General features: G+C 72.3%; 18 protein-coding genes and 1 pseudogene. 5 read left to right on the top strand and 14 right to left on the bottom strand.

Annotated elements, in window-relative coordinates; all coding sequences use genetic code 11:
- Positions 1 to 41 precede the first annotated feature (41 nt).
- The 4 genes from ABGB10_RS29890 to mptB form a co-directional block, all read right to left on the bottom strand.
- Positions 42 to 416, bottom strand: coding sequence for a barstar family protein (locus tag ABGB10_RS29890; RefSeq protein ID WP_347664329.1), 375 nt, complete (start codon positions 414 to 416; stop codon positions 42 to 44).
- An 82-nt stretch (positions 417 to 498) separates the two neighbouring features.
- Entirely contained in the window at positions 499 to 948 is a 450-nt protein-coding gene (locus tag ABGB10_RS29885; protein ID WP_347664328.1) for a ribonuclease domain-containing protein, read from the bottom strand.
- A gap of 65 nt (positions 949 to 1,013) precedes the next feature.
- Complete coding sequence (locus tag ABGB10_RS29880; protein ID WP_347664327.1) at positions 1,014 to 2,234, bottom strand: glycosyltransferase 87 family protein; 1,221 nt, start codon at positions 2,232 to 2,234, stop codon at positions 1,014 to 1,016.
- A complete protein-coding gene (gene mptB / locus ABGB10_RS29875) occupies positions 2,231 to 3,664 on the bottom strand; it encodes a polyprenol phosphomannose-dependent alpha 1,6 mannosyltransferase MptB (protein ID WP_347664326.1) in 1,434 nt (477 codons plus the stop codon). Before mptB ends, ABGB10_RS29880 begins: the two co-directional genes overlap by 4 nt.
- Positions 3,665 to 3,849: 185 nt before the next feature.
- On the opposite strand from mptB, the gene ABGB10_RS29870 reads away from it, so the two are divergent.
- Complete coding sequence (locus ABGB10_RS29870) at positions 3,850 to 4,680, top strand: hypothetical protein (RefSeq protein ID WP_347664325.1); 831 nt, start codon at positions 3,850 to 3,852, stop codon at positions 4,678 to 4,680.
- Between the two features lie 121 nt (positions 4,681 to 4,801).
- Here the strand turns inward: ABGB10_RS29870 and ABGB10_RS29865 are convergent, their stop codons facing one another.
- From ABGB10_RS29865 to ABGB10_RS29850, 4 genes and pseudogenes are all read right to left on the bottom strand, one after another.
- Positions 4,802 to 5,371 carry a peroxidase gene (locus tag ABGB10_RS29865; RefSeq protein WP_347664324.1) on the bottom strand — a complete coding sequence of 190 codons (570 nt, stop codon included), beginning with the start codon at positions 5,369 to 5,371 and terminating at the stop codon, positions 4,802 to 4,804.
- Positions 5,372 to 5,662: 291 nt separating this feature from the next.
- Entirely contained in the window at positions 5,663 to 6,613 is a 951-nt protein-coding gene (locus ABGB10_RS29860) for a DUF559 domain-containing protein (RefSeq protein ID WP_347664323.1), read from the bottom strand.
- Between the two features lie 225 nt (positions 6,614 to 6,838).
- The gene (locus tag ABGB10_RS29855; RefSeq protein ID WP_347664322.1) at positions 6,839 to 8,464 is read right to left on the bottom strand and encodes an anibiotic ABC transporter; all 1,626 of its coding nucleotides are present in this window, start codon (positions 8,462 to 8,464) and stop codon (positions 6,839 to 6,841) included.
- Positions 8,465 to 8,616: 152 nt separating this feature from the next.
- Positions 8,617 to 9,486: pseudogene (locus ABGB10_RS29850) on the bottom strand (ABC transporter ATP-binding protein); the annotation flags it as partial.
- Between the two features lie 109 nt (positions 9,487 to 9,595).
- Between ABGB10_RS29850 and ABGB10_RS29845 the strand changes: the two are divergent.
- Entirely contained in the window at positions 9,596 to 10,486 is an 891-nt protein-coding gene (locus ABGB10_RS29845; RefSeq protein WP_347664321.1) for a TetR family transcriptional regulator, read from the top strand.
- A gap of 45 nt (positions 10,487 to 10,531) precedes the next feature.
- Here ABGB10_RS29845 and ABGB10_RS29840 read toward each other — a convergent pair whose 3' ends face one another.
- Positions 10,532 to 12,310, bottom strand: coding sequence for an ABC transporter ATP-binding protein (locus ABGB10_RS29840; RefSeq protein ID WP_347664369.1), 1,779 nt, complete (start codon positions 12,308 to 12,310; stop codon positions 10,532 to 10,534).
- 97 nt (positions 12,311 to 12,407) lie between these two features.
- On the opposite strand from ABGB10_RS29840, the gene ABGB10_RS29835 reads away from it, so the two are divergent.
- Together ABGB10_RS29835 and ABGB10_RS29830 are read left to right on the top strand one after the other, a co-directional pair.
- Positions 12,408 to 12,839 (top strand): MarR family winged helix-turn-helix transcriptional regulator, encoded by a 432-nt coding sequence (locus ABGB10_RS29835; RefSeq protein WP_347664320.1) that lies wholly within the window; start codon positions 12,408 to 12,410, stop codon positions 12,837 to 12,839.
- A gap of 163 nt (positions 12,840 to 13,002) precedes the next feature.
- Entirely contained in the window at positions 13,003 to 14,787 is a 1,785-nt protein-coding gene (locus tag ABGB10_RS29830; protein WP_347664319.1) for an N-acetylglutaminylglutamine amidotransferase, read from the top strand.
- Positions 14,788 to 14,814: 27 nt separating this feature from the next.
- On the opposite strand, the gene ABGB10_RS29825 is transcribed toward ABGB10_RS29830, so the two are convergent.
- The 3 genes from ABGB10_RS29825 to ABGB10_RS29815 all read right to left on the bottom strand — a co-directional run bounded on the left by ABGB10_RS29825 (position 14,815) and on the right by ABGB10_RS29815 (position 17,610).
- The gene (locus tag ABGB10_RS29825; RefSeq protein ID WP_347664318.1) at positions 14,815 to 15,951 is read right to left on the bottom strand and encodes a glutamate--cysteine ligase; all 1,137 of its coding nucleotides are present in this window, start codon (positions 15,949 to 15,951) and stop codon (positions 14,815 to 14,817) included.
- Positions 15,952 to 16,039: 88 nt separating this feature from the next.
- A complete protein-coding gene (locus ABGB10_RS29820) occupies positions 16,040 to 17,248 on the bottom strand; it encodes an RNA polymerase sigma factor (protein ID WP_347664317.1) in 1,209 nt (402 codons plus the stop codon).
- Positions 17,249 to 17,250: 2 nt separating this feature from the next.
- Positions 17,251 to 17,610, bottom strand: a complete 360-nt coding sequence (locus tag ABGB10_RS29815; RefSeq protein ID WP_347664316.1) for a YciI family protein — start codon at positions 17,608 to 17,610, stop codon at positions 17,251 to 17,253.
- Between the two features lie 297 nt (positions 17,611 to 17,907).
- Between ABGB10_RS29815 and ABGB10_RS29810 the strand changes: the two genes are divergently transcribed.
- Positions 17,908 to 19,242, top strand: a complete 1,335-nt coding sequence (locus tag ABGB10_RS29810; RefSeq protein ID WP_347664315.1) for an FAD-dependent oxidoreductase — start codon at positions 17,908 to 17,910, stop codon at positions 19,240 to 19,242.
- A gap of 114 nt (positions 19,243 to 19,356) precedes the next feature.
- Here the strand turns inward: ABGB10_RS29810 and ABGB10_RS29805 are convergent, their stop codons facing one another.
- Positions 19,357 to 21,990, bottom strand: coding sequence for a discoidin domain-containing protein (locus ABGB10_RS29805; protein ID WP_347664314.1), 2,634 nt, complete (start codon positions 21,988 to 21,990; stop codon positions 19,357 to 19,359).
- A gap of 225 nt (positions 21,991 to 22,215) precedes the next feature.
- Positions 22,216 to 23,415, bottom strand: a complete 1,200-nt coding sequence (locus ABGB10_RS29800; RefSeq protein ID WP_347664313.1) for an ROK family transcriptional regulator — start codon at positions 23,413 to 23,415, stop codon at positions 22,216 to 22,218.
- Positions 23,416 to 23,579: the final 164 nt, after the last annotated feature.

Raw genomic sequence — 23,579 nt, 5'->3', positions numbered from 1 at the left:
CGGGAACTGAGCACCCACACAGGCGCAACCGCGGAAAGCGATCAGGAGGGCGGGGCCTCCCGAAGGACGACGCGCAGCGGGTGGGATGCGGTGGTGGCGAGGTCGCCGAGCACGGTGAGCAGCAGGGCGTACTGATCGGCCGGCTCGTCGGCGAGCAACTGACCGGCGTCGTCGACCAACAGGGTGAGCGGGCCGGAGTCCAGCCGGTCCCGGAGCACGTCGACGAGGGCATCCCACGTGTGTCCGAGATGGGTGGGCAGGGCCAGCGCGTCGGCCATCGCGGCGAAGAGCGCGGGCCGCGTCCGGGTCGCCGCACCGGCCAGCACCGCCGCGCCCCGCACCCCCGGCGCTTGCGGCGCGTCGTCACGGCACACGGTCAACCAGTCCGGCCACCGCCCGTCGTCCTCGTCGGCCATCACGTGCCTCCTGGTCTGGTCGGGTACCGAAACCGCAGGGCCGGCCGGCCGCAAGGACCGCGACCGACCGGCCCGGGGTCGGTCAGAGCCGGTAGAAGTCGGTGTAGTGGTTGGGCGAGAACCAGGTCACCCCGGTGCTGCGGTTCACCACGATCCGGTACGCGTCCCGGGCGGCGCCCTGGGTGCGGGGGTAGACGTCGTACTCGTTGTAGGTGGCGTTGGCGGGCAGTTGACCCTCGTAGTTGTAGAACTGACCGCCGGCGAAGTTGGACTTCCCACCGCTCCAGGAGTACCAGCCGCGGCTGGTCGGGAAGCCCTTGGCGGACCACCCCGAACGGGCTGCGCGGGCGTCGGCGCAGCGGCTCATCGTGCAGGAGCTGTAGACCGACGCCGAGGCGGAGTCGGTCAACCGGGGGGACACCACGGACGGGCCGACCAGCGCGGCGGCGACCATGGCGAGGAGCAGGGCGAGGGTGGTGGTACGCCGACGGATCGCGCCGAGCGTGGCCAACGGGGACACGAGGGTGGACACAGGCTGCCTCCAGACCATCCAGTGCATCGATCTGCGTGATTGTCAGATCGAGCCCAGTCTCACCTCTAGCGGCCGGTGCCAACACCCCTCGGCACCTCAACTGCTCCACAATGCTCGGTTAACCCAGGATGATCGCTCCCCGCGTCGGCACGTCGCACCGGAAGCAGCACGAGCATCCCGATGCTGACCCAGACGTTCGCGTTGGCGCCGAGGAATCCCAGCGGCCCGGCCGACCCGTTGGCGAAGATCCAGACCAGCCCACTACAGAGCACGACGTACCCGGCGACGCCGGCACGTGCGCGACGACGGGCGGACGGGTCGACCGGCGGCCACGGCAGCGTGGACGCCGCGATCACCACCAGCCCCGGGACAAGCCACACCAGGTGGTGCACCCAGGTGACCGGGCTGACCAGGCACGCGACCACACCGGTCAACGCGAAGCCGGCCCGGTCGTCGCCGTCCCGCACCGCGCGGCGTACCCGCGCCGCCCACACCACCAGCGCGACGACGACGAGCGCCAACCACAGCCGCCGGTCCGGGTGCGCCGGGTCGAGCCGGGCGACCACGCCGAGCAGGGACTGGTTGGACACGTACGCCAACCGGCCCACCCGGTCGGTGTCCCACAGCGCCTCGGTGAAGAACGTGCGGGTGGCGTCCGGCGCGACTGCCGCCGTGACCGTGGTGGCGGCGACGGCGGTGCCGATGGCCGTCGCGGCGGCCCGCCAGCGACCGGTGACCAGCAGATAACCGATGAACACCGCCGGGGTGAGCTTGACCGCCGCGGCCAGGCCGGTCCCGACGCCGGCCAGCCGACTGCCCCGCTCCAGCAACCACAGGTCCAGGTAGACCAGCGCCACCAGCACCAGGTTGACCTGCCCGAAGCTGACCGTGTCCCGCACCGGGTTGAGCCCGGCCAGCAGACAACACGACAGCGCGAGGGCGTACCAGCGGCTCCACCCGTGCCGCCGGGCCAACGGGTCCACGAGCAGATGCAGCAGGAACGCGACGGCCAGGGCGGTGAGCAGCAGGTTCGCCACGATCGTCGGGTACCAGGCCAGCGCGGCCATCGGCAGCATGCTCGCGGCGGCGAACGGCGGGTAGGTGAAGCCGTACCCGTTGCTGGTGGTCCACTCGTACAGGTCACCGCCGCGTACCCAGTGCCCGACCGCACCGTGGTAGACGCCGACGTCGAACCAGCCCCGGTGACCGGGGAGCACCGCGATCGCCACCGTGAGCGCGACCGCCAGCCCGGCCACCGTCGCCGCCCGACGCCGGTTGGCGCTCATCGGGCCACCTCCACGGCAGCCGGTGGCAACAACAGGCGCAGCGAGCCGACCGCGAGCAGCCCCACCAGTACCCCGGCGGCGGCCAGCACCGCCTGCGCCGCGTCCGGTCCGAATCCACTGGGCAGCGCCACGAACGCGAGCACCACCGCGCCCAGCGCCGCCACCGGCCGGGCCCGCCCGTTTGCCGCCGCCGCGACCAGGACCAGACCCCAGAGCGCGTACCAGGGCCGGGTCGCCGGGCCGAGCAGCGCCGCCGCCAGCAGCACCAACCCCAGCGCGTACGCCGGGCCGAGCCGCCGCCGATGCCACCACGCGGCGACCGCCACGGCCAGTACGGCGGCCACCCCCAGCGCCAGGCAGAGCCGCATCGGGGCGTCGCCGAGGTGCAGACCGGCCCGCCCGGCCGCCCGCAGCGCCACCCGACCGAGCGCGCTGGAGATCGACCAGCTGTGCCGGTACATCGGAGTGCCGAGTGCGCCGATCCACCCGTACCCGATGCCGGTGGCCCAGGTGACCGCGGCGGCGGTGCCCACCGCGACCCCGGCCGTGCGGGCCACCGAGGTCGGGAGCCCGCGGTGCCGCGCGGCGAGCGAGACGACCACCAGCAACCCGACCACCGCCGGCACCTTGACCAGCGCGGCGAGGGTGACCAGCACGGTCGCGGCACCGTAGCGGTGCTCGAAGGCGAGGCTGAGCCCGGCCACCAGCAACCCCAGCATCACCGCCTCGTTGTGCGCGCCGGCGATGAGGTGCAGCGGTACGAGAGGGTTGAGCACGCCCAGCCAGAGCGCGGCCGACGGGTCGACGCCACAGTGCCGGGCCAGCCGGGGCAGGTACGCCACCAGCAGCGCCACCCCGGCCACCGCCACCAGGCGGAGACCGAGCACACCCAGCACCAGTTTGCCGCCGGTCAGACCACTGACGACGGCCGCCACGGCGAGGAACACCGGCCCGTACGGCGCGGGGGTCTGCTGCCACATCTGCGGCACCTCGACGGCCAACGCGCCGCCCAACTGGGCCACCCCGTGCCGGTACACGTCGATGTCGGCGAGGACCATCGCGCCCTGCGCCAGATAGCTGTAGGCGTCCCGGCTGAACAGCGGCGGCGCCACCAGCAGCGGCCCCGCCCAGCAGGCCAGGGTGAGCGCGGCGGACCGCCGTACCGTCCGAGGTTCCGCTGCCGGCGCGGCGCGCTGGGCGGTTTGTGCGGGGCGCAGGTCGCGGCCCGCCCACCACCAGGCGGTCACGAGCAGGGTCAGGCCCGCGTACCCACAGAGCAGCCCCGGCCCCGCGAGTTGCCGCAGCGCGCTCCACCAGGCCGCGTGCGCGCCGACGGGCAGCGCCCCGGCGGCCAGGCCGGCGCAGGACAGCAGCGTGGCACCGACGCCCCCGAGCAGCCGGTACGCGACGACGGTCGGCAGTGTGCGCACTCGGGCAGGATGTCGTCCCCGACTGACCGGCACACGACGCCCCGACGATCACCAGGCGACGGCGTGGTGTCGCACCGGCGTGACCGACCCCGGTGGCCCCGGTCCGGCAGTGACGGCGTGGCTACGGGCAAATCGGGCACTGGTTGTTAGCGTGACACGCGGATCCGAGGCCGTGGAGGGGTGCCATGACGGACGCCCCCGACGGCAGGCCGAGGCCCACCGACAAGTGGCGACACCGGGGCATTCGCGCGCTGGTCGTCGCCCGCGACGGCAGTGTCCGCGGTTGGCGCTGGTGGGCGCGAAACTGGGATCGGCTGGTCGCCGCGCTCCAGGACGAGGCGCCCGTCGGATCCGGTGCCGCGCCGACACCCTCCGGTCCCCTGATCGAACAGCGCGACGCGCCCCGACTGATCGCCGTCCCCGCCCGGGGCTACGTGTACTCGTTCTACATCCGCGCCACCTTCGCCTGGTCGTCACCGGCGAGCATGCGAGCCGAGGTGCTGAGCTGGTATGTGCAGTACTTCCAGCCCAACGCGATCCAACGGCTGACCCGGCTCGCCGCCGACGCCGCCCGGGACCTGCCACCGCACCGGGCCGGAGACCTGGAGGTGGCGTTGCAGCAGGCGCTGGCCGAGGACCCCCGGTGGCACTACCAGCGGGGCGACATCGTCATCACCTGCCGCCCCGACGCCGCCGTCCGCCTCGACGAGCGGATCATGCCGGCGCTCCAGCCACACGTCGACCGCCTGGTAAAACTCGAATACCAGTTCGAGGAGCAGATTCGAAAGGCCCGGTACGCCGAGGAGCTGAGCCGCCAGTGGGCGACGATCCTGAACGACGACGCCGACGACCAGGACGTGGCCGACGCTCGCGACCAGATGCTCACCGCGCAGCGGGAAGCCGCCCGCTGGATCACCGAACTCCTACGACGCCACGGCGACCACCCGCCAGACCCGCCGACCACACCCCCGGTCCCACCCCAGAGCCGTCCTTCGAGATCACTTGATGGTGAGTAGCGATCCAGGGCTACAAACAGCTACGGAGCATCAAGTGATCATGCGCAGAGGCCGCGATTGCCGAGGTATCGAGGTGGCCGTGCTCAACGAGACGGCGCCTGGTCGGTGCGTTTTCGCTGGTCTAACCGCCGAAGCTCAGCGCCTGCCGCAGATCCACGTCCAGGCTCTCGTTGTACTGCGGATCGGGCTCAGCCCCGCCAGCGCTGAGGACGGTACTGAAGAAGCATCTGGCGCCGACGGCGAGGATCACACGGAAGATGTCCGCGTCATCGAGACCGTGACCGCGCAGGCCCGCGACGTCAGCCTCGGTGACGGAGTTCGCATCGGCCGCGGCCTTTCCGGCGAAGTTGACGACTGCGACCTCCTGCGCGGAGAGACCGGCGCTGCCGTGGTCGGACGCGATGGCGGCGACGGTCGGCGCGTCGAAGAACTTGTCGCGTAGGACCTTCCCATGTGCCAGGCCGCAGTAGGAGGATTTCAGGGCCCGGGCAGCGGCGAGGGTCGCCAACTCATAGCGGCGCAGCTCCATTCCGACCTTCACCGCACCGTTGAGCTGCTGCCATGCCAGATACACCGCCGGGTCGTGGGCGAACAACCTGGTGTAGTTGGGCAGGTAGCCCATCGCCTTCGTGTCCGTATCGAACATCCGCTCGGTGTCCGGCGACTGCTCTGCCTGCTGCAGGAAACTCATCCGACTCCTCCCCATGCCTGACCCGGAACGCTACGCCGGTGGGACTGTGGACGCTGTCGGGAAATCGGCCGTGCACGGGCGCCCGACGAGTTCCACCAGGCACGGTAGGGCTCACTGTCCGACAGCAGCGCCTCGGCGTGCGCCAGCGCCTCCCGCTCGTACGCGAACTGCGACGGCAAATCGTCGTCCGCTCACGAGCGGATCATGCCGGCGCTCCCAAAGCCGTCCTTGGAGATCACTTGATGGTGAGTAGCGATTCAGGGCTGCAAACGGCTACAGAGCATCAAGTGATCATGCGCGGAGGCCGCGATTGGCGAGGATGGTCAGGGTTTCCTGACGGACCTGAACCGGATCTGCGGTGAGGCGCCGATGACTGAAGCGGACGACGAGAATTCCGACGGTGGCGAGTAGTGCGTCGCGGCGGAGGTCGATCTCGCGTTCGACCGGGTCACCGTGGCTCGTCGCACCGTCCAGCTCGATGTTGACCCGTTCGGCCTCGGCGAACATGTCGAGGTAGATGGTCCGGGCGCTGACGCGCACCCGTGCCTGCCGAATAAACACCGGCATGCCCGGCCCGATGAAGACGTGATCGTGGCCCCAGATCTCCAATGGGCTCCGACAGCCGGCAGCGAGCCGATCCATCAATCTGCGCAGCGCCCTGCGGTCGGGCAACCTCGGCACCTCGCCGAGAGCGGTGACAAGCCTCTGCGGGGTGGTAAGCCGGCTGTTGACCGCACGGATGAGCAAGCTTGGTCGGTCGACCGTAGGCAACAGCGGCCAGCAGTCCACCAAAGTCCGGTCGAGCCGGGTGACCGGTGAGCCACCTCTAATCACCACGTGCGGAGGCTCAACCGCGAAGCCGGGACGGTGACGCACCACGAGGTGTGGCCACGAACGCCGACCCGATCCGGTGGGCAGGTCGAGATGCACCGGCTCGCGCGGCGGTTGCCGCCGCAGGCCCCACACGTCGAGCGCGGTCAGGCGGCTGAGTGCGGCGTTGCGACCTCCATACGCCAGCGCGGCACGGCGAGCCAGTTCCGGCTCGATTCGCGCGAGGACTGGCAGCTCGGATCGAGTGTCCCGAAGGAGCTCAGCATCGACGTAGACCTCCGGCAGCACCCGGACCATCCGACCGGCCCGGCAGGCGCCCTGGAGTGACCAGGGCGGCGCAACGCTGAGCATGTCGCGCCGTGTGGCCAGTCCACCACGCCGATCGAGCAGGGTTTGCAGGCGCGCGTTCACAAGCCCACCCTGCCGTTGAACACCGCCCTCGCGGGAGCTGCTGTGGACAGCGACGGCACGTGTGGACAGCGACCCGGGTCCTACCCATCTGTGGTACGCGCCCGTCAGTCGCTGAGCTGTCACTGGACGCCGCAGGACTCAGTCACACCCTGTACGCCCTCGAAGGCGTCGCTGCCGAAGCAGGGAATGGGTGAAGCACCGACGCCATCGTGCCGACAAAGGACGTCACGACGGGACGTCGCGGTGGCGGAAGGCCGCCACTCCGACGGCGAGCAAAGCCGCGGCGACCGCCGTCAGCACCACCAGGGGCAGCGCCGACGGGTCGACCGCGGGCACGGACGGCACATGGGTGTACGGCGACAGGTCGAGCGCGGCCTGGGGCAGCTTCAGCACCGCACCGAGTTGCCCGAGCAGCAGGAAGATCAGCAGGATCGTCCAGGACAGCACCACCGACCAGCGGGGCAGCAGCCCGAACAGTGTGGTCACCACCCCGGCCACCACGAGTAGGGCGGGTAGGCGCAGCAGCGCGGCACCGCCCAGGTCGACGGCCTGGCCGAGCGGGTCGTCGGTGACGAGGCCGTAGCCGAGCCCGGTGGTCAGGCCGGCGAGGAGCAGCAGCGCGACCGCGCCGAGGGTCGCGGCGAGCACCTGGGTGCCGAGCCAGCGGGTACGGCTGACCGCCGTGGCGAGGGCGGCTTCGAGCACTCCATCGGTTTCGTCGCCGCGTACCCGGAGGAGGGCCTGCACCACGTACGCCCCGATGGTCAGCGCGAAGAGCCCGAGCATCGCGGCCAGGTACGCGTCGATCAGGTTCGCTCCCCCGCCCATCGCGTTGATGGCCTCGGCGGCGGCCGGATTCGCATCGATCATGGCGTTGAACTCGTCGGCGGCGACGCCCATGGAGAAGCCGAGCACGGCCAACCCGACCGCCCAGCCGAGCAGCGTGCCGCGCTGCATCCGCCAGGCCAAGCCGGCGGGGCTGAGCAGGCGCGGCGCGGCACTCGCCGGTCCGCGTCGGGGCGCGATCAGCCCGGCGCCCTGGTCGCGTCGCTCCGCGAGGGCGTACGCCACCGCCACTCCGGCGAGCAGCAGCGCGACCGGGAGGGCGAGCACCCACCAGCGTTCACCGCCGAAGGCGCGCACCTGGTTGCCCCAGCCGAGCGGGGAGATCCACGAGGGCCAGGCGCTCTGCACCCGGGTGCCGTCGGCGCTCTGTTCGCCGAGCACGTCACCGCCGGCGCGCAGCACGAAGGAGATCCCGACGGCGGCGGCGGCGAGCGCGTTGGCGCCCCGGGAGGTGACGGAGAGCTGGGCGGTGACCGCGGCGATCGCGGTGAAGGCGACCCCGACACCGCCGATCGCGGCGGCGGCCGCGACGGAACCGGCCGCCGGTAGGCCGGCGCCCACCAGCGCGAACGCGAGCAGGACGGCGGCCAGCGTGTTCGCCGCGACGATGACGAGCAGCGCGGCGGTGAGCGGCGCGTACCGGCCGACCACGGAGGCGCCGAGCAACTCCGCCCGGCCGGTCTCCTCGTTCTGCCGGGTGTGCCGGGTCACCGCGAAGGTGCTCAGCAGGGCGACGATCAGGGCCAGGGTCACGTACGTCTCGGCGACGACCACGGCACCGAGGTCGGTGCCGGCGATCGGGCCGTTGAAGGCGCGGGCGACGAGGCTGGACGCCGAGGTGGTGGCGTAGCCCTGGCGGGCGGCCTGGTCCGGGTAGATGCCGGCGACGCTGCCGGCGAGGGCGTAGCCGAGCAGCGGTGTGCCGAGCACCCAGATGGCGAGGCGAACCCGGTCGCGGCGTAGCACGAGCCGGGCCAGCAGGGCCGTGCCGGTGAGGGCGCTCACCGGGCACCGGCCTGCGGGACGTCAGCCTGCGCGTCGGTGTCCGGGACACCGGCGGCCGAACCACCGACCGACGCGGCACCCGCGGCCGAAGCGCCCGCCGAAGCGGCACCCGCGGCCGAAGCACCGGCCGGAGCGGCGGCGGGGTCGTCGCCGTAGTGGCGCAGGAAGAGCTGTTCCAGGGTGGGTGGGGTGCTGGTCAGGGCACGTACGCCGGAGCGGACGAGCTGACCGAGCAGCTCGTCGAGGTGCGCCGGCTCGACCTCCAGGTGGGTGCGCCCGTCGACCTCGTGGATGTCGTGCACACCGGGCAGCGCGTCCAGGCCGGTGAGGGGGCGGGCGGTCTCGACGGTGACCGCCGTGCGGGTGAGGTGGCGCAGCTCGGTGAGGGTGCCGGACTCGACGGTACGGCCCTCGCGGATGATGCTGACCCGGTCGCAGAGCGCCTCGACCTCGGCGAGCACGTGGCTGGAGAGCAGCACGGTGGCACCGGCCTGCTTGACCCGTCGGACCTCGTCCTGGAAGACCGCCTCCATCAGGGGGTCGAGGCCCGAGGTGGGCTCGTCGAGCACGTACAGCTCCACCGGGGAGGCGAAGGCGGCGACGATGGCGACCTTCTGCCGGTTGCCCTTGGAGTACGTGCGGCAGCGGCGGGTCGGGTCCAGGTCGAAGCGTTGCAGCAGTTCGTCGCGGCGACGCCGGTCGAGGCCGCCGCGCAGCCGGCCGAACAGGTCGATGGCCTCTCCGCCGGTGAGGTTGGGCCAGAGGCTGACGTCGCCCGGCACGTACGCCAGTCGGCGGTGCAGACGGACCGCGTCGCGCCACGGGTCGGCGTCGAGCACCTGGGCGTCTCCGGAGTCGCGGCGGAGCAGCCCGAGCAGGATGCGGATGGTGGTGGACTTGCCGGAACCGTTGGGCCCGAGGAAGCCGTGCACCTCCCCCTGCTCGACCCGCAGATCCAGCCCGTCGAGTGCCCGGATGGCGCCGAACGTCTTGACCAGGTTGCCGATCGAGATGACGGGCATCGCCCCTCCTGCCGTTGAGTGCGTCGACCGCTTCCACTGTACTGACCGATGGTCAGTCGAATCAACGGTGATTGTGCCCACCGGTCAGGACGTCGCTAGGCTGGCCGGCATGACCGCCGATCCCGCGGACGACACCCGCACCCGGATCCTGCGTGCCGCGCTCGACCTGTTCGCCGAGCACGGTTACCAACGCACCTCGCTGCGGCAGATCGGCGAGCGGTTACGGCTGACCAAGACCGCGATCCTGTACCACTTCCCGGCCAAGGAAAATTTGCTCGCCGCCCTGGTCGAGCCGCTGGTGGCCGACCTGGAGGCGATGCTCGACACCGCGCGGACGCAGCCCACCGAGCAAGCGCGGTGGACGGTGCTGGAGGGCTGGGTGGACGTCATGCTCGCCCATCGCCGGCCGCTCGGCATGCTCTTCCACGACATCGCGCTGGTCGGACGCGGCGACACCTACCACCGACTGATGGAGGTCGCGATGCGGGCCAACGACCTCATCGCCGGGCCGGACGCCGGGCGCCGGGAGCGGGTCCGTGCGGTGCAGGCGGTGGCGGCGTGCAGCGATCCGATCGTCTTCTTCACCGACGTGTCCGACGAGGTGCTGCGCGCCGACATGCTCGACGGCGTACGCCGACTGCTGGCTTCGTCGCCCGTGGACGACGCGGCCCGGCCGGGCGCGACCACGCCGATCCCGACGATGGTGCGCGAAACCCCGACGCCCGCCACCGCGAGTGACTCGACCCCGAGCGGCGCGGCCGTCACCGACGCGGTCCCCGCCGTCCCGGACGCCGGGGACGCCGTCCGGGACCCCACGACTCGGCGGGACGCGGGAACGGCGAGTCGGCGTCGGCGGCCGGGGCGACCGCGGGCGCTGGGTCGCGAACAGGTGGAGGCGGCCCGGCGGATGCACGCGACGGGCACCCACTCGGTGGATGCCATCGCCGCCACGCTGGGTGTCTCGCGGGCCACCGTCTACCGACACCTTGGCGCGGAATAATGAGACAGTTTTAGCGACGGTTTCGAGACGGTTGTGAGCGGACGCTCAGGCCGCCAGTGTGGCGTAGCGGCCGTTGCGGTCCAGCAGGCTGTCATGGGTGCCGGCCTCGACGATCCGGCCGTGGTCGAGCACCGCGATCTGGTCGGCGTCGCGGACGGTGGAGAGCCGGTGGGCGATGGTGATGGTGGTCCGGCCCTCGGCCAGCACGTCGAACGCGCGTTGCACGGCGCGTTCGGTCTCGGTGTCCAGCGCACTGGTGGCCTCGTCGAGGACCAGGATGCGCGGGTCGCGCAGCAGCGTGCGGGCGATGGCGAGACGTTGCTTCTCGCCGCCGGAGAAGCGGTGGCCGCGAGAGCCGACCATGGTGTCGTAGCCGTCGGGCAGCCCGGCGATCAGGTCGTGGATCTGGGCCGCGCGGGCGGCGTCCTCGATCTCCGCGTCGGTGGCGTCCGGCCGGGCGTAGCGCAGGTTCTCCCGGACGGTCGTGTGCAGCAGGTACGTCTCCTGGCTGACCACGCCGACGATCGCGGCCAGGTCGGCCAGGCGTAGGTCGCGCAGGTCGACGCCGTCGACGGTGATCCGGCCGGAGCTCGGGTCGTGCAGCCGGCTGACCAGCCCGGCGAGGGTGCTCTTGCCGGATCCGGTCTCCCCGACCAGGGCGAGGCTGGTGCCGGCGGGCACGTCCAGGGTGACCCCGGCGAGGGCGGCGGTGTCGCTGCCGGGGTAGCCGAAGGTGACGTCCTCCAGGCGCAGGTGGCCGCGCACCCGGGCGGGGTCGAGGCTGATCGGCTCGGCGGGGTCGGCCACGTCGACCGGCAGGTCCAGGTATTCGAAGATCCGGGCGAACAGCGCCAGCGACGCGGTGAGCGAGACACCCACGTTGAGCAGGCCCATCAGCGGCCGGAACAGGCCGCCCTGCAGGGCGGTGAAGGCGACCAGGGTGCCGATGCTGAGCGTGCCGGCGGTGCCCGGCAGCCCGGCGGCGAGGTAGATGACCGCCGGCACGGCGGCGAAGATGATGCTCATCGAGGCCATCCGCCAGCGACCGGCCAGCTCGCTGCGCAGTTCCAGGTCGACCAGGCGGGCCGAGGAGGCGCTGAACCGCTCGATGAGCGCCGGGCCGGTGCCGAGGGTCTTGGCCAACTGCACGCCGCTGATCGAGAGCCCTTCCTCGACGGTGACGTTGAGGTCGGCGAGTTCGCGTTGCCGCTGGGCGGTGATCTCCCGGCGCATCCGGGCGACCCGGCGGGTCAGCCAGACGGCGGGCGGCAGCACCACGAGCGAGACCAGGGAGAGTTGCCAGGAGAGGGCGACCATGGCGACCGCGGTGGCGACCACAGTGGTGAGGTTGGACGCGACGGCGGTGGCGGTGGAGGTGACCACCGACTGCATGCCGCCGATGTCGTTGGTGATGCGGGACTGCACCTCGCCGGTGCGGGTGCGGGTGAAGAAGCCCAGCGACTGGCGCTGGAGGTGGCTGAAGACGTCGGTGCGCAGCCGGTGCATGACGTGCTGGCCGACCTGGGTGGAGATCCAGGTCTGCACGACGCCGAGGGCGGAGGTCACCGCGGCCACGGCGACCATGCCGAGGACCAGCCAGACCAGGAGCGTCACGTCGCCCTGCGGCAGGGCCCGGTCGATCACGGCGCGCAGCAGGAACGGGGTGGCCATCGCGACGATCGAGGAGGCCACGATGATCGCGATGACGGCGGCCAGCGCGGGCCGGTGAGGGGTGAACAGACGGCCGATGCGGCGCAGCGACACCTGGCGGGCCTGCGTCTTCTCTTCGGCGCTGACGGTGCGGTGGCCACGGTCGCGGCCCATGGGGGTGGGTTCCAAGGAGCACTGCCCTTCGATCGGGGACATTACTGAGGTTACCTCAACATGAGGGAACAACCGCATCTGCTGCTACGGTATTCCGGTGACCGAGCACACCCCCGCGAACGCCGACGACGAGAGCCTGGCCGAGACGTTCTGGGCGGTGGCGTCCCGTTTGCGGCAGCAGACCCGGGAGTCGTTGGCACCCTGGGACGTCACCCCCAGCCAGTCCCGGGCGCTCGGTGTGCTGGGCCGGCACGGCGAGGTACGCCCCGGCACCCTCGCCGAGCACCTGCGCATCGCGCCCCGCTCGGCGACCGAGGTCGTCGACGACCTGCAGACCCGTGGGCTCGTCGAACGTCGACCCGACCCGGCGGACCGGCGAGCCACGCTTGTCGCCCTCACCGACGAGGGCAACCGGGTCAGCACCGCCATCAGGGCGGCCCGCCGGGCCGAGGCCGACCGCTTCTTCGGCCACCTCGGCGACACCGACCGGGCCGAGCTGGCCCGCATCCTGCGCACCCTGCGCGGCTGAATCGGACGCGCGGGCCCACCGGACGCGGGATCACCGGCGGGTTTGTCCGCCTGCGGCTCGGGTAGCCAGCGGCCCCGTTTCCACCGCGGGCCCCGCCACCACCAGTCGGGGAGACCTGACAGGAGGGGCCAATGTCTGCCCTGAACCAGCACCGTCCCGCCTGATGTGCGGAATCAGCGGGGAGGCACGGTTCGACGGCCGGTCGCCCGACTCGGCAGCGGTCACCCGGATGACCGAGGCGATGCGCTCCCGCGGCCCGGACGACGAGGGCCTGTTCGCCGACGGGTGGGTGACCCTAGGGCACCGCCGGTTGACCATCATCGACCTGTCCGACGCGGGCGGGCAGCCGATGGTCCGGGACGACCTGGGCCTGGCGCTGGTCTTCAACGGCTGCATCTACAACTACCCGGAGTTGCGCGAGGAGTTGCAGAACGCCGGGTACGCCTTCGGATCCACCAGCGACACCGAGGTGATCCTGGTGGCGTACGCGCACTGGGGTGAGCGTTTCGTCGACCACCTGGTCGGCATGTTCGCGATCGGCCTGGTGGACCGGGCGCGGCAGCGGTTGGTCCTGGCCCGTGACCGGCTCGGCATCAAACCGCTCTACCTCGCCGAGACGCCCGGGCGGCTGCGGTTCGCCTCCACCCTACCCGCGCTGCTGCGGGCCGGCGACGTCGACACCGGCATCGACCCGGTGGCGCTGCACCACTACCTGTCCTGGCACTCCATCGTGCCCGCGCCCCGGACGGTGCTGCGCGGTGTGCGCAAGCTGCCGCCGGCCACCCTGCGGGTGATCGAGGCGGACGGGCGCAGCCGCGAGGAGGTGTACTGGCGACCCGACTACGTGCGCGAGCCCGCCGACGCGGGGATGGACGCCGCCGACTGGCGGGCGGCCATCGGGGCTTCGCTGCGCGCGGCGGTACGCCGACGGCTGGTCGCCGACGTACCGGTAGGCGTGCTGTTGTCCGGTGGTCTGGACTCCAGCCTCATCGTGGCGCTCCTCGCGGAGGCCGGCCAGCAGCACCTGCGGACGTTCAGCATCGGCTTCGACAGCCGTGACGGCGAGTCCGGCGACGAGTTCTACTACTCCGACCTGGTGGCCCGTGCCTTCGACACCGACCACCATCGGATCCGATTGGCCGACGACGACCTGGTGCCCGCCGTACGGCGGGCCGTGCTGGCGATGACCGAGCCGATGGGCAGCCACGACGTGGTCGCCTTCCACCTGCTGTCCGAGCAGGTGGCGCAACACGTGAAGGTGGCGCAGTCCGGGCAGGGCGCCGACGAGGTGTTCGCCGGCTACGGCTATCACCAGCCGCTCACCGAGGCGCCTCGGCACAGCGCCGCCGAGACGTTCGCCGCCGCGTTCTTCGACCGCGACCACGACGAGCTGCGCAGCCTCGTCGGCCCGGAGTACGCGCTGGAGCACGACGCCAGCCGGGAGCTGCTCGCCGGGCATCTGGCCGCGCCGGGGGCGCAGACCGCGCTGGACGCCGTGCTGCGCCTGGACACGCATGTGATGCTTCCCGACGACCCGGTCAAGCGGGTGGACAGCATGAGCATGGCGTGGGGCCTGGAGGTGCGCACGCCGTTCCTCGACCAGGACCTGGTCACCCTGGCCGCGCACTGCCCGCCGGAGCACAAGGTCGCCCAGGGCGGCAAGGGCGTGCTCAAGGAGGTCGCCCGGGAGGTGCTGCCCGCCGAGGTGATCGACCGTCCCAAGGGCTACTTTCCGGTGCCGGCGCTGCGCAAGGTGGACGGCCCGGTGCGCGAGTTGGTCGCCGCGGCGTTGCAGGCGCCGGCCGCGCGCGAGAGGGGGCTGTTCCGACCCGGGTACGTTGCCCGCCTGCTCGCCGAGCCGGACCGGGCCGAGGCGGCGGCGGGAAGTAACAAGCTGTGGCAGCTCGGCCTGCTGGAGCTGTGGTTGCAGACGCACGACGTCCGCTGAGTCCCGCCGCTCGCCGCAGGGTCGCCGTCAGGCGGCGGCCGTGCGGACGGCCAGGTCGTCGATGACGGCGCGCAGGTCACCGGTACGTTCCAGCACCCGACGCTGCCGGGTCGCGCCGGTCCCGTCGCGGCGCAGCCGGGCCAGGTGCGCCAACACGTACCCGAGGTCGCCGTGGCGCAGCAGGGCCGGGGCGATCACCGCCATCAGCTCGTCGACCATCGCCCAGGCCGGTCGGGTGCCGCCGGCGCGCAGGTCGATCAGCTCGCCGTCGAGGCCGTCGTGGGCGGCCCGCCAGTGCGCGGCGGCGACCAGACAGTCCCGGGTGTGCGGCGCGGTCACCCCGGCGCGTACGTCGTCGGCGAGGGTGGCGACGAGCGACCGGACCAGCGCGGCAACCAGCACCGTGTCGTCCACGTCGGAGCAGACGTCGCCCACCCGCACCTCCACCGTCGGGTAGGCCGACGACGGGCGGGCGTACCAGTAGACCATCGCGGCGTCGAGCATGATGCCGGCGGCGATCAGCTCGTCCACGGTCCGGTCGTAGTCGGCGGCGGAGTCGAAGTACGGCGTCGGACCGATGCTGGGCCAGCGTTCCAGCTGCATCGACCGCCAACTGGCGTGGCCGGTGTCGCGCCCGTCGTGCAGCGGCGAGTTGGTGGTGATCGCCTGGATCACCGGCAGCCACGTGCGCAGGTGGTTGCAGACCAGCACGGCCAGTTCCCGGTCGGGCAGCCCGACGTGCACGTGACACCCGCAGACCGCCGGGTCGTGCGCCACCGGGCCGTACCGGCGCGACATCGCGTGGTAGCGCGGCCGGTCGGGGACCGTCCGGTGCGGCTCGGCCACGGGGGTGGCGCCGACGGCCACCAGTCGGGCACCCGCCGCCGTGGCGGCCTCGGCGGCGAAGTGGCGCAGCGACACCAGGTGCGTGCGTAGCTCGTCGAGGTCGGCGCAGACCGGCGTGACCATCTCCACCATGCTGTGCCGGAACTCCTGGCGGCTCTGGTCGCGGGCGGGGCCGCGCAGCGCGGCGAGCACCTGGTCCGCCACCGGTAGGTTGCGCCCGCTGTCCGGGTCGAGCAGGAGGAACTCCTCCTCCACGCCGAGCGTGAGGGTGGACAGGTCGGGCGGGGTGTCCGTGGTCGTCGTCGCACGGTACGCCATGGCCGTCTCCATCCACTCCTGCGACCACGGGTGGACCGGTGGCCGGGGCGCCTCGGTTTCCCGGCCCGGCACTGCGGCAAACGCGCGGTCAGCGCGGGGCGAGGGCCGTCGCGCGTGCGGTGAGGAAGGCCCGTTCGGCCTCGTTGTCCGTCAACGCGACGGCTGTCCGGTACGCGTCGACCGCCTCCGCGTCCCGGCCGAGCCGGGCCAGCAGGTCGGCGCGTACCGCGTGGTGGACGTGGTAGCCGTCCAGGTCGAGACGATCCACCTCGGCCAGCGCCACCGCCGGCCCGGCCACCTCGGCGAGCGCGACGGCCCGGTTCAGCGCGACCACCGAACTGGGCGCGATGACTGTGAGGTGGTCGTACAGCGCGAGGATCTGGTCCCAGTCGGTGTCGGCGGCGCGCGGTGCGGCGCTGTGCACGGCGGCGATCGCGGCCTGGATCTGGTACGGCCCGGGTCGGTCGCGGCGCAGGCAGCGGCGGACCAGCGCCTGCCCTTCGGCGATCAGCTCGGCGTCCCACCTGCCACGGTCCTGCCGGGGCAGCGGAACGAGGTCGCCGTCGGCCGTGGTCCGCGCGGCACGGCGGGACTCGGTGAGCAGCATCAGCGCGAGCAACCCGAGCGCCTCGGGCTCGTCCGGCATCAGCTCGACCAGCAGACGGGTCAGCCGGATCGCCTCGACACACAGCTCGGCGCGGAACAGGTGCCGCCCGGTGCTGGCCGTGTGCCCCTCGTTGAAGATCAGGTAGAGCACCGCGAGCACGGCGTGCAGCCGGTCGGGCAGGTCGGCGTCGCGCGGTATCCGGTACGGGATCCGGGCGTGGCGGATCTTCGACTTGGCGCGGACCAGCCGCTGCGCCATGGTCGGCTCCGGCACCAGGAAGGCTCGGGCGATCTCGGCGGTGCTCAGTCCGCCGAGCAGGCGCAGGGTGAGGGCGACCCGGGCGGTCGGGGCGAGCGCCGGATGACAGCAGGCGAAGATCAGCCGTAGCCGGTCGTCGCGCACCGGGCCCTCCTCGACGGTGCCGTCGGCGGCGAACAGCAGGGCCGCCTGGGCATGCCGATCAGCCCGGGAGGTCTCGCGGCGCAGCCGGTCGATCGCCCGGTTCCGGGCGGTGGTGATGATCCAACCGGCTGGGCTGGGTGGCGGGCCGGTCGTCGGCCACCGCGCCACCGCGATGACGAAGGCCTCCTGGACGGCCTCCTCGGCGAGGTCGATGTCGCCGAGGAGGCGCACCAGGACGGCGACCGCGCGCCCGTACTCCGCGCGGAACACCGCCTCGACGTCTGTCACGGTCAGTCTCCGGCCCCGTCGTGGAAGGGGCGGACCTCGATCGGCAGCGTGGTGGCCAGCGCGTAGCGTCGGCCCCAGTCCAGGGCGGCGTCCAGGTCCGGCACGTCGATGATGGTGACGCCGCCCAGGTACTCCTTGCCCTCGACGAACGGCCCGTCGGTGACCAGGACCTCGCCGCCCTCGCGGGCCCGCAGCACGGTGGCGGTCTCCGGGCCGTGCAGACCCTGCCCGAAGACCCACGACCCGGTGGAGATCAACTCGTCCCGGAACTCACCGAGCTGGCGCATCACCCCGGCCAGGAACTCCGGGTCCGGCGGCAGCTCACCCTGTGGCTGGTGAAGGCTGAGCAGGTACAACGTCATCGTTCCTCCTCGCGGGGCGGCCGGCCTCGCACCGACCTCTCATCCTCCACACGATCGGCCACCGCCCGGATCGACAGGCCGGCAGAAATTCTCGGCGTCCGGCCCGGCCCCGGTGTCGGCGCGCCCTTTGCTCTGCACCCACGTCCTTTGCTCTGCACCCACGGATGCGACGGTGCGCCGGCCCGGGTGTCGCCTCGGTGGGTGCAGAGCAAAGGACGAAGGACAGGGGGTACGGTCCGCCCCGCGCCGCGACCGAGCCGGCAGTCATGCCTACGGCGGTTCTGGGTAGACCCCGGTGTGGCCGACGGCTTGCGGGTGGTCGTGGTCGGCGCCGGTTTCTCCGGGCTCGCCGCCGCGCTGGCGCTCACCCGTGCCGGCGCCGAGGTGCGATTGCTGGAGGCCCGTGACCGGGTGGGTGGTCGGGTGTTGACCCGCTGGCTGCCCGACGTCACCCAGCTCGACCTGGGCGCGCAGTGGATCGGCCCGACGCAGGACCGGATGTACGCGCTGGTCGCCGAGCACGGGCTGGCCACGTTCGCGTCGGCGGCGCTCGGCGCGCCCACCGTGCTCTGGGCCGGCGAGCGCCGGGCCGAGCCGCCGGCGCGGGCCGCCCGGGTCCTCGGCCTGCTCGACGAGTACGCCGCCCGTCTGGACCCGGCCGCGCCCTGGCAGGCACCGGAGGCCGCGCAGTGGGACCGGACGATCCTCGGCGGCTGGCTGCGTGCCACAGCCGGGGACGACGACACCGCCGACTACCTGGGGCGGCTGCTCGCCGGCGGGCTGCTGGCCACCGGCGCGGACGAGGTGTCGTTGTTGCACCTGCTGTTCTACCTGCGCAGCGCCGGCGGGACCGGGCCCCTGCTCGGGATGGCGGGCGGCGCGCAGCAGGACCGGATCGTGGGCGGGCCACCGGCGCTGGCCGAGCGGATGGCCGCAGCCCTTCCGCCGGGGGCGCTGACGCTGGCCGCGCCGGTGCGGGCCGTGGAACAGAACGTCGACGGGGTGACGGCGTGGACCGACACCGGGCGCGTGAACGGCGACGCCCTGGTGGTCGCGCTGGCCCCGGCTCTGGCGGGCCGGATCCGGTACGCTCCGCCGCTGCCTCCGTTGCGCGACGGGTTGACCCAGCGGATGCCGATGGGTTCGGCGCTGAAGGTGCACGCCGTCTACCCGGAGCCGTTCTGGCGGGCCGACGGGTTCTCCGGGGTGTCCACCAGCACTACCGGTCCGCTCACCGAGACGGTCGACAACTCCACCCCGACCTCCCCGCTCGGCGTGTTGACGGGGTTCAGCTACGCATCGGACGCGGCCGTGCTGCGCGAGATGTCTCCCGAGGGGCGCCGACGGTGTCTGCTGGACGCGTTCGCCACAGTGGTCGGGCCACGCGCCGGCGACCCCGTCGACCTCGTTGAGTACGACTGGTCGACCGAGGAGTGGACGCGGGGCTGCTTCTGCGGTGCGCTCACCCCGGGGGCCTGGGGCGCGTACGGCCCGCACCTGCGGGCACCGGTCGGGCGGGTGTACTGGGCGGGTACCGAGACGGCGACCCGTTGGACGGGCTACCTGGAGGGCGCGGTGCGGGCCGGTGAGCGGGCGGCGGCCGAGGTACTGGCCGGCCGACGTGCCGGCTGAGGGCGGCACGACCGTGGCCGGCCCGGTCTCGGCGGGACCGGGCCGGCCTCGGCCCTGGGTGCCACCCGGCCGACCCGGTCCGATGAGACGACCGGGCCGGCGCGGGTGCCCCGGTCAGGGGTAGGTGGTCAGGTACACCTGCTGGTTGGCCGCGTTCGCGGTGCCACCGGCGTTGTTGATCACCCGGTTGATGGTGCCGACGCCACCGAGCGAGACGGTGACCATGTTCGTGAAGCGCACGTTCGGGTTGTTGGGCACCTCGAAGGACCGCTCCTCGACCACCGCGGGGTTGACGTTGAAGTAGCTGTAGCTGCCCAGCCCCCACGCCTGGTGACTGGTCACCGAGTCGGCGACCTTGTACGCGGCGTAGCCCCGGGTCGACCCGTTCATCCAGGCGGCCTGGTTGGGTGGGTCGTACGGCAGCTCGTTCTGGTAGAAGTACGTCCGGCCGCCGTTGCCGTTCCAGATGGTCTGGTACTTCTGGTAGTGCTCGACGAAGAGGCCGTACATGGTGACGTTGTCGCCGTTGACCGTGAGCCCGGTGTCGGCGGTGTTCAGCGTCCACCCGGTGGGCACGCCCTCGGCGGCGTGGTCGGCCCGCCACAGCCACATGTGGTCGCCGATCACGTTGTCGCTGTTGACGGTCAACGTGTTGGTGGCCTTGCCGACGTGTGGCCCGCCGATGCGGAAGAACACGTCGTGCAGCGAGGTCGGGTTGGAGGCGTGGCTCGCGGACGAACCGGACGGCCCGACCTCCATCAGCACCGGCGAGTTGGTCGTACCGGCCTCGAACATGATGCCGGCGACCTTGACGCCGTCCACGTCGGCGACCCGCATTCCCACGGTGCCGTTGTCGGCCTGGATGGTGGCCAGACCGAGGCCGAGGATCACCGTGTCGGCCCGGTTGACCTGGATCGGCTCGGTGACCCGGTGCACGCCCGGCGTGAAGAGCAGGTGCCGGCCCTGGGCCAGGGCCGCGTTGATGGTGGCGGCGCTGGTGCCCGGCTGGACGACGTAGAACTGCGACAGCGAGATGGACGAGCCGGCCGGGGTCTTGTTGTACCAGCTGGTGCCAGTGGAGTTGGTGCGCAGCGCGGGCACGAAGACCCGGTACTCACCGGTGCCGTCGACGTAGAGGAACGGCTTCTCCCGGACCTGCGGAGTCTGCCCGATGACGGTGTGCGACGGGTTCGGGAAGCTGGGCGCCGGTGCGCCGGTGACGCCCTGGAAGACCATGTTCCACACCGAGCCGGTCCAGCCGTTGCCGAACTCGCTGTTGCGGGAGTACCACTGCTGCTGCGAGCCGGAGACGACCAGGCCGTCGACGCGGGTGTCGGCCATCAGGCCGCCGCTGGACCAACCGTCGCCGCCGTTCCAGAGCTGGATCTGGTTCTGCGCGCCGCGCAGGTGCATCCGCCGGTACGGGGCGGCCTGGGACACCGCCCACCGCTCCACGGTCTGCCCGGCGGGCAGGGTGACGGAGAGGTTCTCGGCGGCCCGCCAGAAGTTCTGGGTGGCGTTACCGCCGAACCAGAACGCCTCGGTGCGGACGTGCCCGTTGAGGTTGACGTCGTCGGGGCTCATGCCGAGCCCGGCGACCTGGGTGAAGAAGCCGAGGTTGACGTCGGCGGTGTAGGTGCCGGGCTTGAACAGCACCGCGTAGCGCTGCGGGCCGAACTGGTTGGTCTCCTGCTGGGTGAAGAGGGTGTTGAGTCGACTCTGGATGGTCGACGTGGGCGTGCTCGGGTCGAAGACGAACGTGTTCGGCCCGAGGTTGGGGTTGCGCGGGTCGGTCGTGTCGACCGGCGGCTCGCTGGTGCCGCCGGTGGTGTTCACCGCCAACTCCCAGAGTGAGTAGCCGTAGGCGGTGCCCCGGGCGGTGCCGTACACCCGCAGGTATCGGCCGCTGCCGCTGACGTTCAGGGTCTGCGTGCCGCCGGTGCCGGTGGTGGTCGAGTAGACGCTGGTCCAGGTGGCCCCGTCGGTCGAGGTCTGGATCTGGAAGGCCCGGGCGTACGCGGCCTCCCAGGTGAGGACCACCCGGCAGATGGTGCGGGTGCTGCCGAGGTCGACGCGCAGCCACTGCGGGTCGCTGGCGGCGCTGGCCCACCGGGTGCCGGTGTTGCCGTCCACGGCGGCGGAGGCCGCGAGGCCGGCGTCCTGGGTGGACGAGGCGGTCGCCGGGCTGCCCTGGGCCACGTTGGTGCTGCCGCAGGTCGGCGTGGTGCCACCGGTCTCGCCGTAGACCTGGAACTCCCAGAGCGAGTAGCCGTAGCCGGTACCCCGGGCGGTGCCGTTCATCCGCACGTAGCGGCCGGCGCCGGCGACGGTGAGGTTCTGGGTGCCGCCGGTGCCGGTGGTGGTCGAGTAGATCGTGGTCCAGGTGGCCCCGTCGTCGGAGGTCTGGAGCTGGAACGCGCGCCCGTAGGCGCCCTCCCAGGCCAGGTTCACCTGACTGATGGTGGCGCGGGCGCCCAGGTCGACCTGGAGCCACTGCGGGTCGCTGAACGCGCTCGCCCAGCGGGTGCCGGTGTTGCCGTCGACCGCGGCGGCGGCCGGGGTGCCGGCGTTCTCGGTGGACGACGCGGTGGCGGGCCGGCCCTGGGAGAGCAGGGTGGGTGCGGCCTGCGCGGGCGCGGTGGCCACGGCCGGGGTGAGCGCCGCGACCAGGGCCACGGTGAGCCCGACGATCAGGTGCCGGACGGCCCGTCGGGAACGCGGGCGTACGGATGTTGCACGAGATGTCATGACATCGCCTGTCGCTAGGGGGTACGGATGCCGGGCGGATGGGATCGGGACGGCCCCGTGACGCGCCGTGTGAGGGTCGGCGGCGCCGCAGACCTGAGAGCGCTCTCGTAGGAGTGTTGCGGCGAGATTGCGACGGCGTCAAGACATCGATCTATAACTTCGTTATTTATCCCGAGGATTCTTTTTGTGTAATTCGCCGCAGCCGCCACCGGTCGCGCCCACCCGCTAGCGGCGGACGCCACCCTCGGTGAGGAAGCGGGCGATCGGGAGGGTGGCCGCGCCGAGCGCCACGGCGTCCACTCCGAGTCGGCACAGCTCGATCGACGCCTGGCCGTACGGCTGACGCAGCGCCTGCCGACCGGCGGCCTCCCGGACGGCCGGCAGCAGGTCGCCCAACGCCATCGCCGCCCAGCCGCCGAGCACCACCCGCTCCGGGTTGAACAGGTTGATCAGGTTGGCCACCCCGGCCCCGAGGTAGCCGGCGGTGTCGTCGAGGACCCGTCGCGCGGTGGCCGAGGTGTCGGCGGCGGCGACCAGGGCGGCGATCTGGGACTCCTCGTCCTCACCGGGCACCGGTCGACCCCGGCGCGCCTCCCGGTAGCGGTCGATGATCGCCTCCGCACCCACGTACGCCTCCAGGCAGCCGCGCGCGCCGCACCGGCAGGCCCGGCCGCCGTACACCAGGGTGGTGTGCCCCCACTCCCCCGCGCTGCTGGACGCACCCCGGTAGGTGGCGCCGTTGGTCACCACCGACGCGCCCACTCCCGAGCCGACCAGGGCGAAGACGGCGTGCCGGGCGCCCCGACCGGCGCCGAACCACATCTCGGCCTGACCGAGGGTCTTCGCGCCGTTGTCGATGTGCAGCGGCAGGTCCGTGCCGGCGCCGATCAGGCGCTCCAGCGGCACCCGGTCCCAGCCGAGGGCCTGGGCGTGCACGACGGCCTCGGTGCCCTGCTCGACCACGCCGGAGACGCCGATGCCGACGCCGAGCACGTCGGCGGGGGCCACCCCGGCCCGGCCGGTCACCGCGTCGATGCCGGCCAGCACGTGCCCGGCCACCAGCTCCGGCTCGGTACGCGCCGGGTCGAGCGGGTACTCGACGCTGGCCAGCAGGGTCATCGCGAAGTCGAACAGCTCCACCCGGACCCGGGTCTCGCCGACGTCCACGCCGACCAGGAACGCGAAGCGGGGCGCGATCCGCAGCAGCATGCTGGGCCGACCGCCGTCGGACTCGGCGGCCCCGGCCTCGGCGACCAGCCCCTCGTCGATCAGGTCGGCCACCACGTTGCTGACCGCCGGCTGGCTCAGCCCGGTGCTGCGCACCAGGTCCTGCCGGGTGAGCGGACCGTCGAGGAAGAGCCTGGTCAGCAGGGCGGACCTGTTGCGCAGCCGCACGCTGCGGTTGGTGGCACGCGCCAGCTCCACTCGTCACCTCGTTCCCGTCGGCCGTTCGAGGCGACTGTAACCGCCTCGTGCTTGACGACCCACCGGCCAACAACTTTAATGACGACATAAATTAAGCCGTGATGTAACTCCCGGGAAACGCCGACGGACCCCCGACGGCGCACCCCCGAACCCTGCCCGCAGCC

The sequence above is a fragment of the Micromonospora sp. B9E7 genome, from assembly GCF_039871815.1.
GTDB lineage: Bacteria > Actinomycetota > Actinomycetes > Mycobacteriales > Micromonosporaceae > Micromonospora.
The sequence above is the reverse complement of the archived record's forward strand: the minus strand, read 5'-3'. Positions and strand labels throughout refer to the sequence as shown.

Coding starts and splice junctions, on each gene's coding strand:
- ABGB10_RS29890 (WP_347664329.1), bottom strand. CDS start 416: ATGGCCGACGAGGACGACGGGCGGTGGCCGGACTGGTTGACCGTGTGC.
- ABGB10_RS29880 (WP_347664327.1), bottom strand. CDS start 2,234: ATGAGCGCCAACCGGCGTCGGGCGGCGACGGTGGCCGGGCTGGCGGTC.
- ABGB10_RS29870 (WP_347664325.1), top strand. CDS start 3,850: ATGACGGACGCCCCCGACGGCAGGCCGAGGCCCACCGACAAGTGGCGA.
- ABGB10_RS29865 (WP_347664324.1), bottom strand. CDS start 5,371: ATGAGTTTCCTGCAGCAGGCAGAGCAGTCGCCGGACACCGAGCGGATG.
- ABGB10_RS29845 (WP_347664321.1), top strand. CDS start 9,596: ATGACCGCCGATCCCGCGGACGACACCCGCACCCGGATCCTGCGTGCC.
- ABGB10_RS29840 (WP_347664369.1), bottom strand. CDS start 12,310: ATGGGCCGCGACCGTGGCCACCGCACCGTCAGCGCCGAAGAGAAGACG.
- ABGB10_RS29830 (WP_347664319.1), top strand. CDS start 13,003: ATGTGCGGAATCAGCGGGGAGGCACGGTTCGACGGCCGGTCGCCCGAC.
- ABGB10_RS29825 (WP_347664318.1), bottom strand. CDS start 15,951: ATGGCGTACCGTGCGACGACGACCACGGACACCCCGCCCGACCTGTCC.
- ABGB10_RS29815 (WP_347664316.1), bottom strand. CDS start 17,610: ATGACGTTGTACCTGCTCAGCCTTCACCAGCCACAGGGTGAGCTGCCG.
- ABGB10_RS29805 (WP_347664314.1), bottom strand. CDS start 21,990: ATGACATCTCGTGCAACATCCGTACGCCCGCGTTCCCGACGGGCCGTC.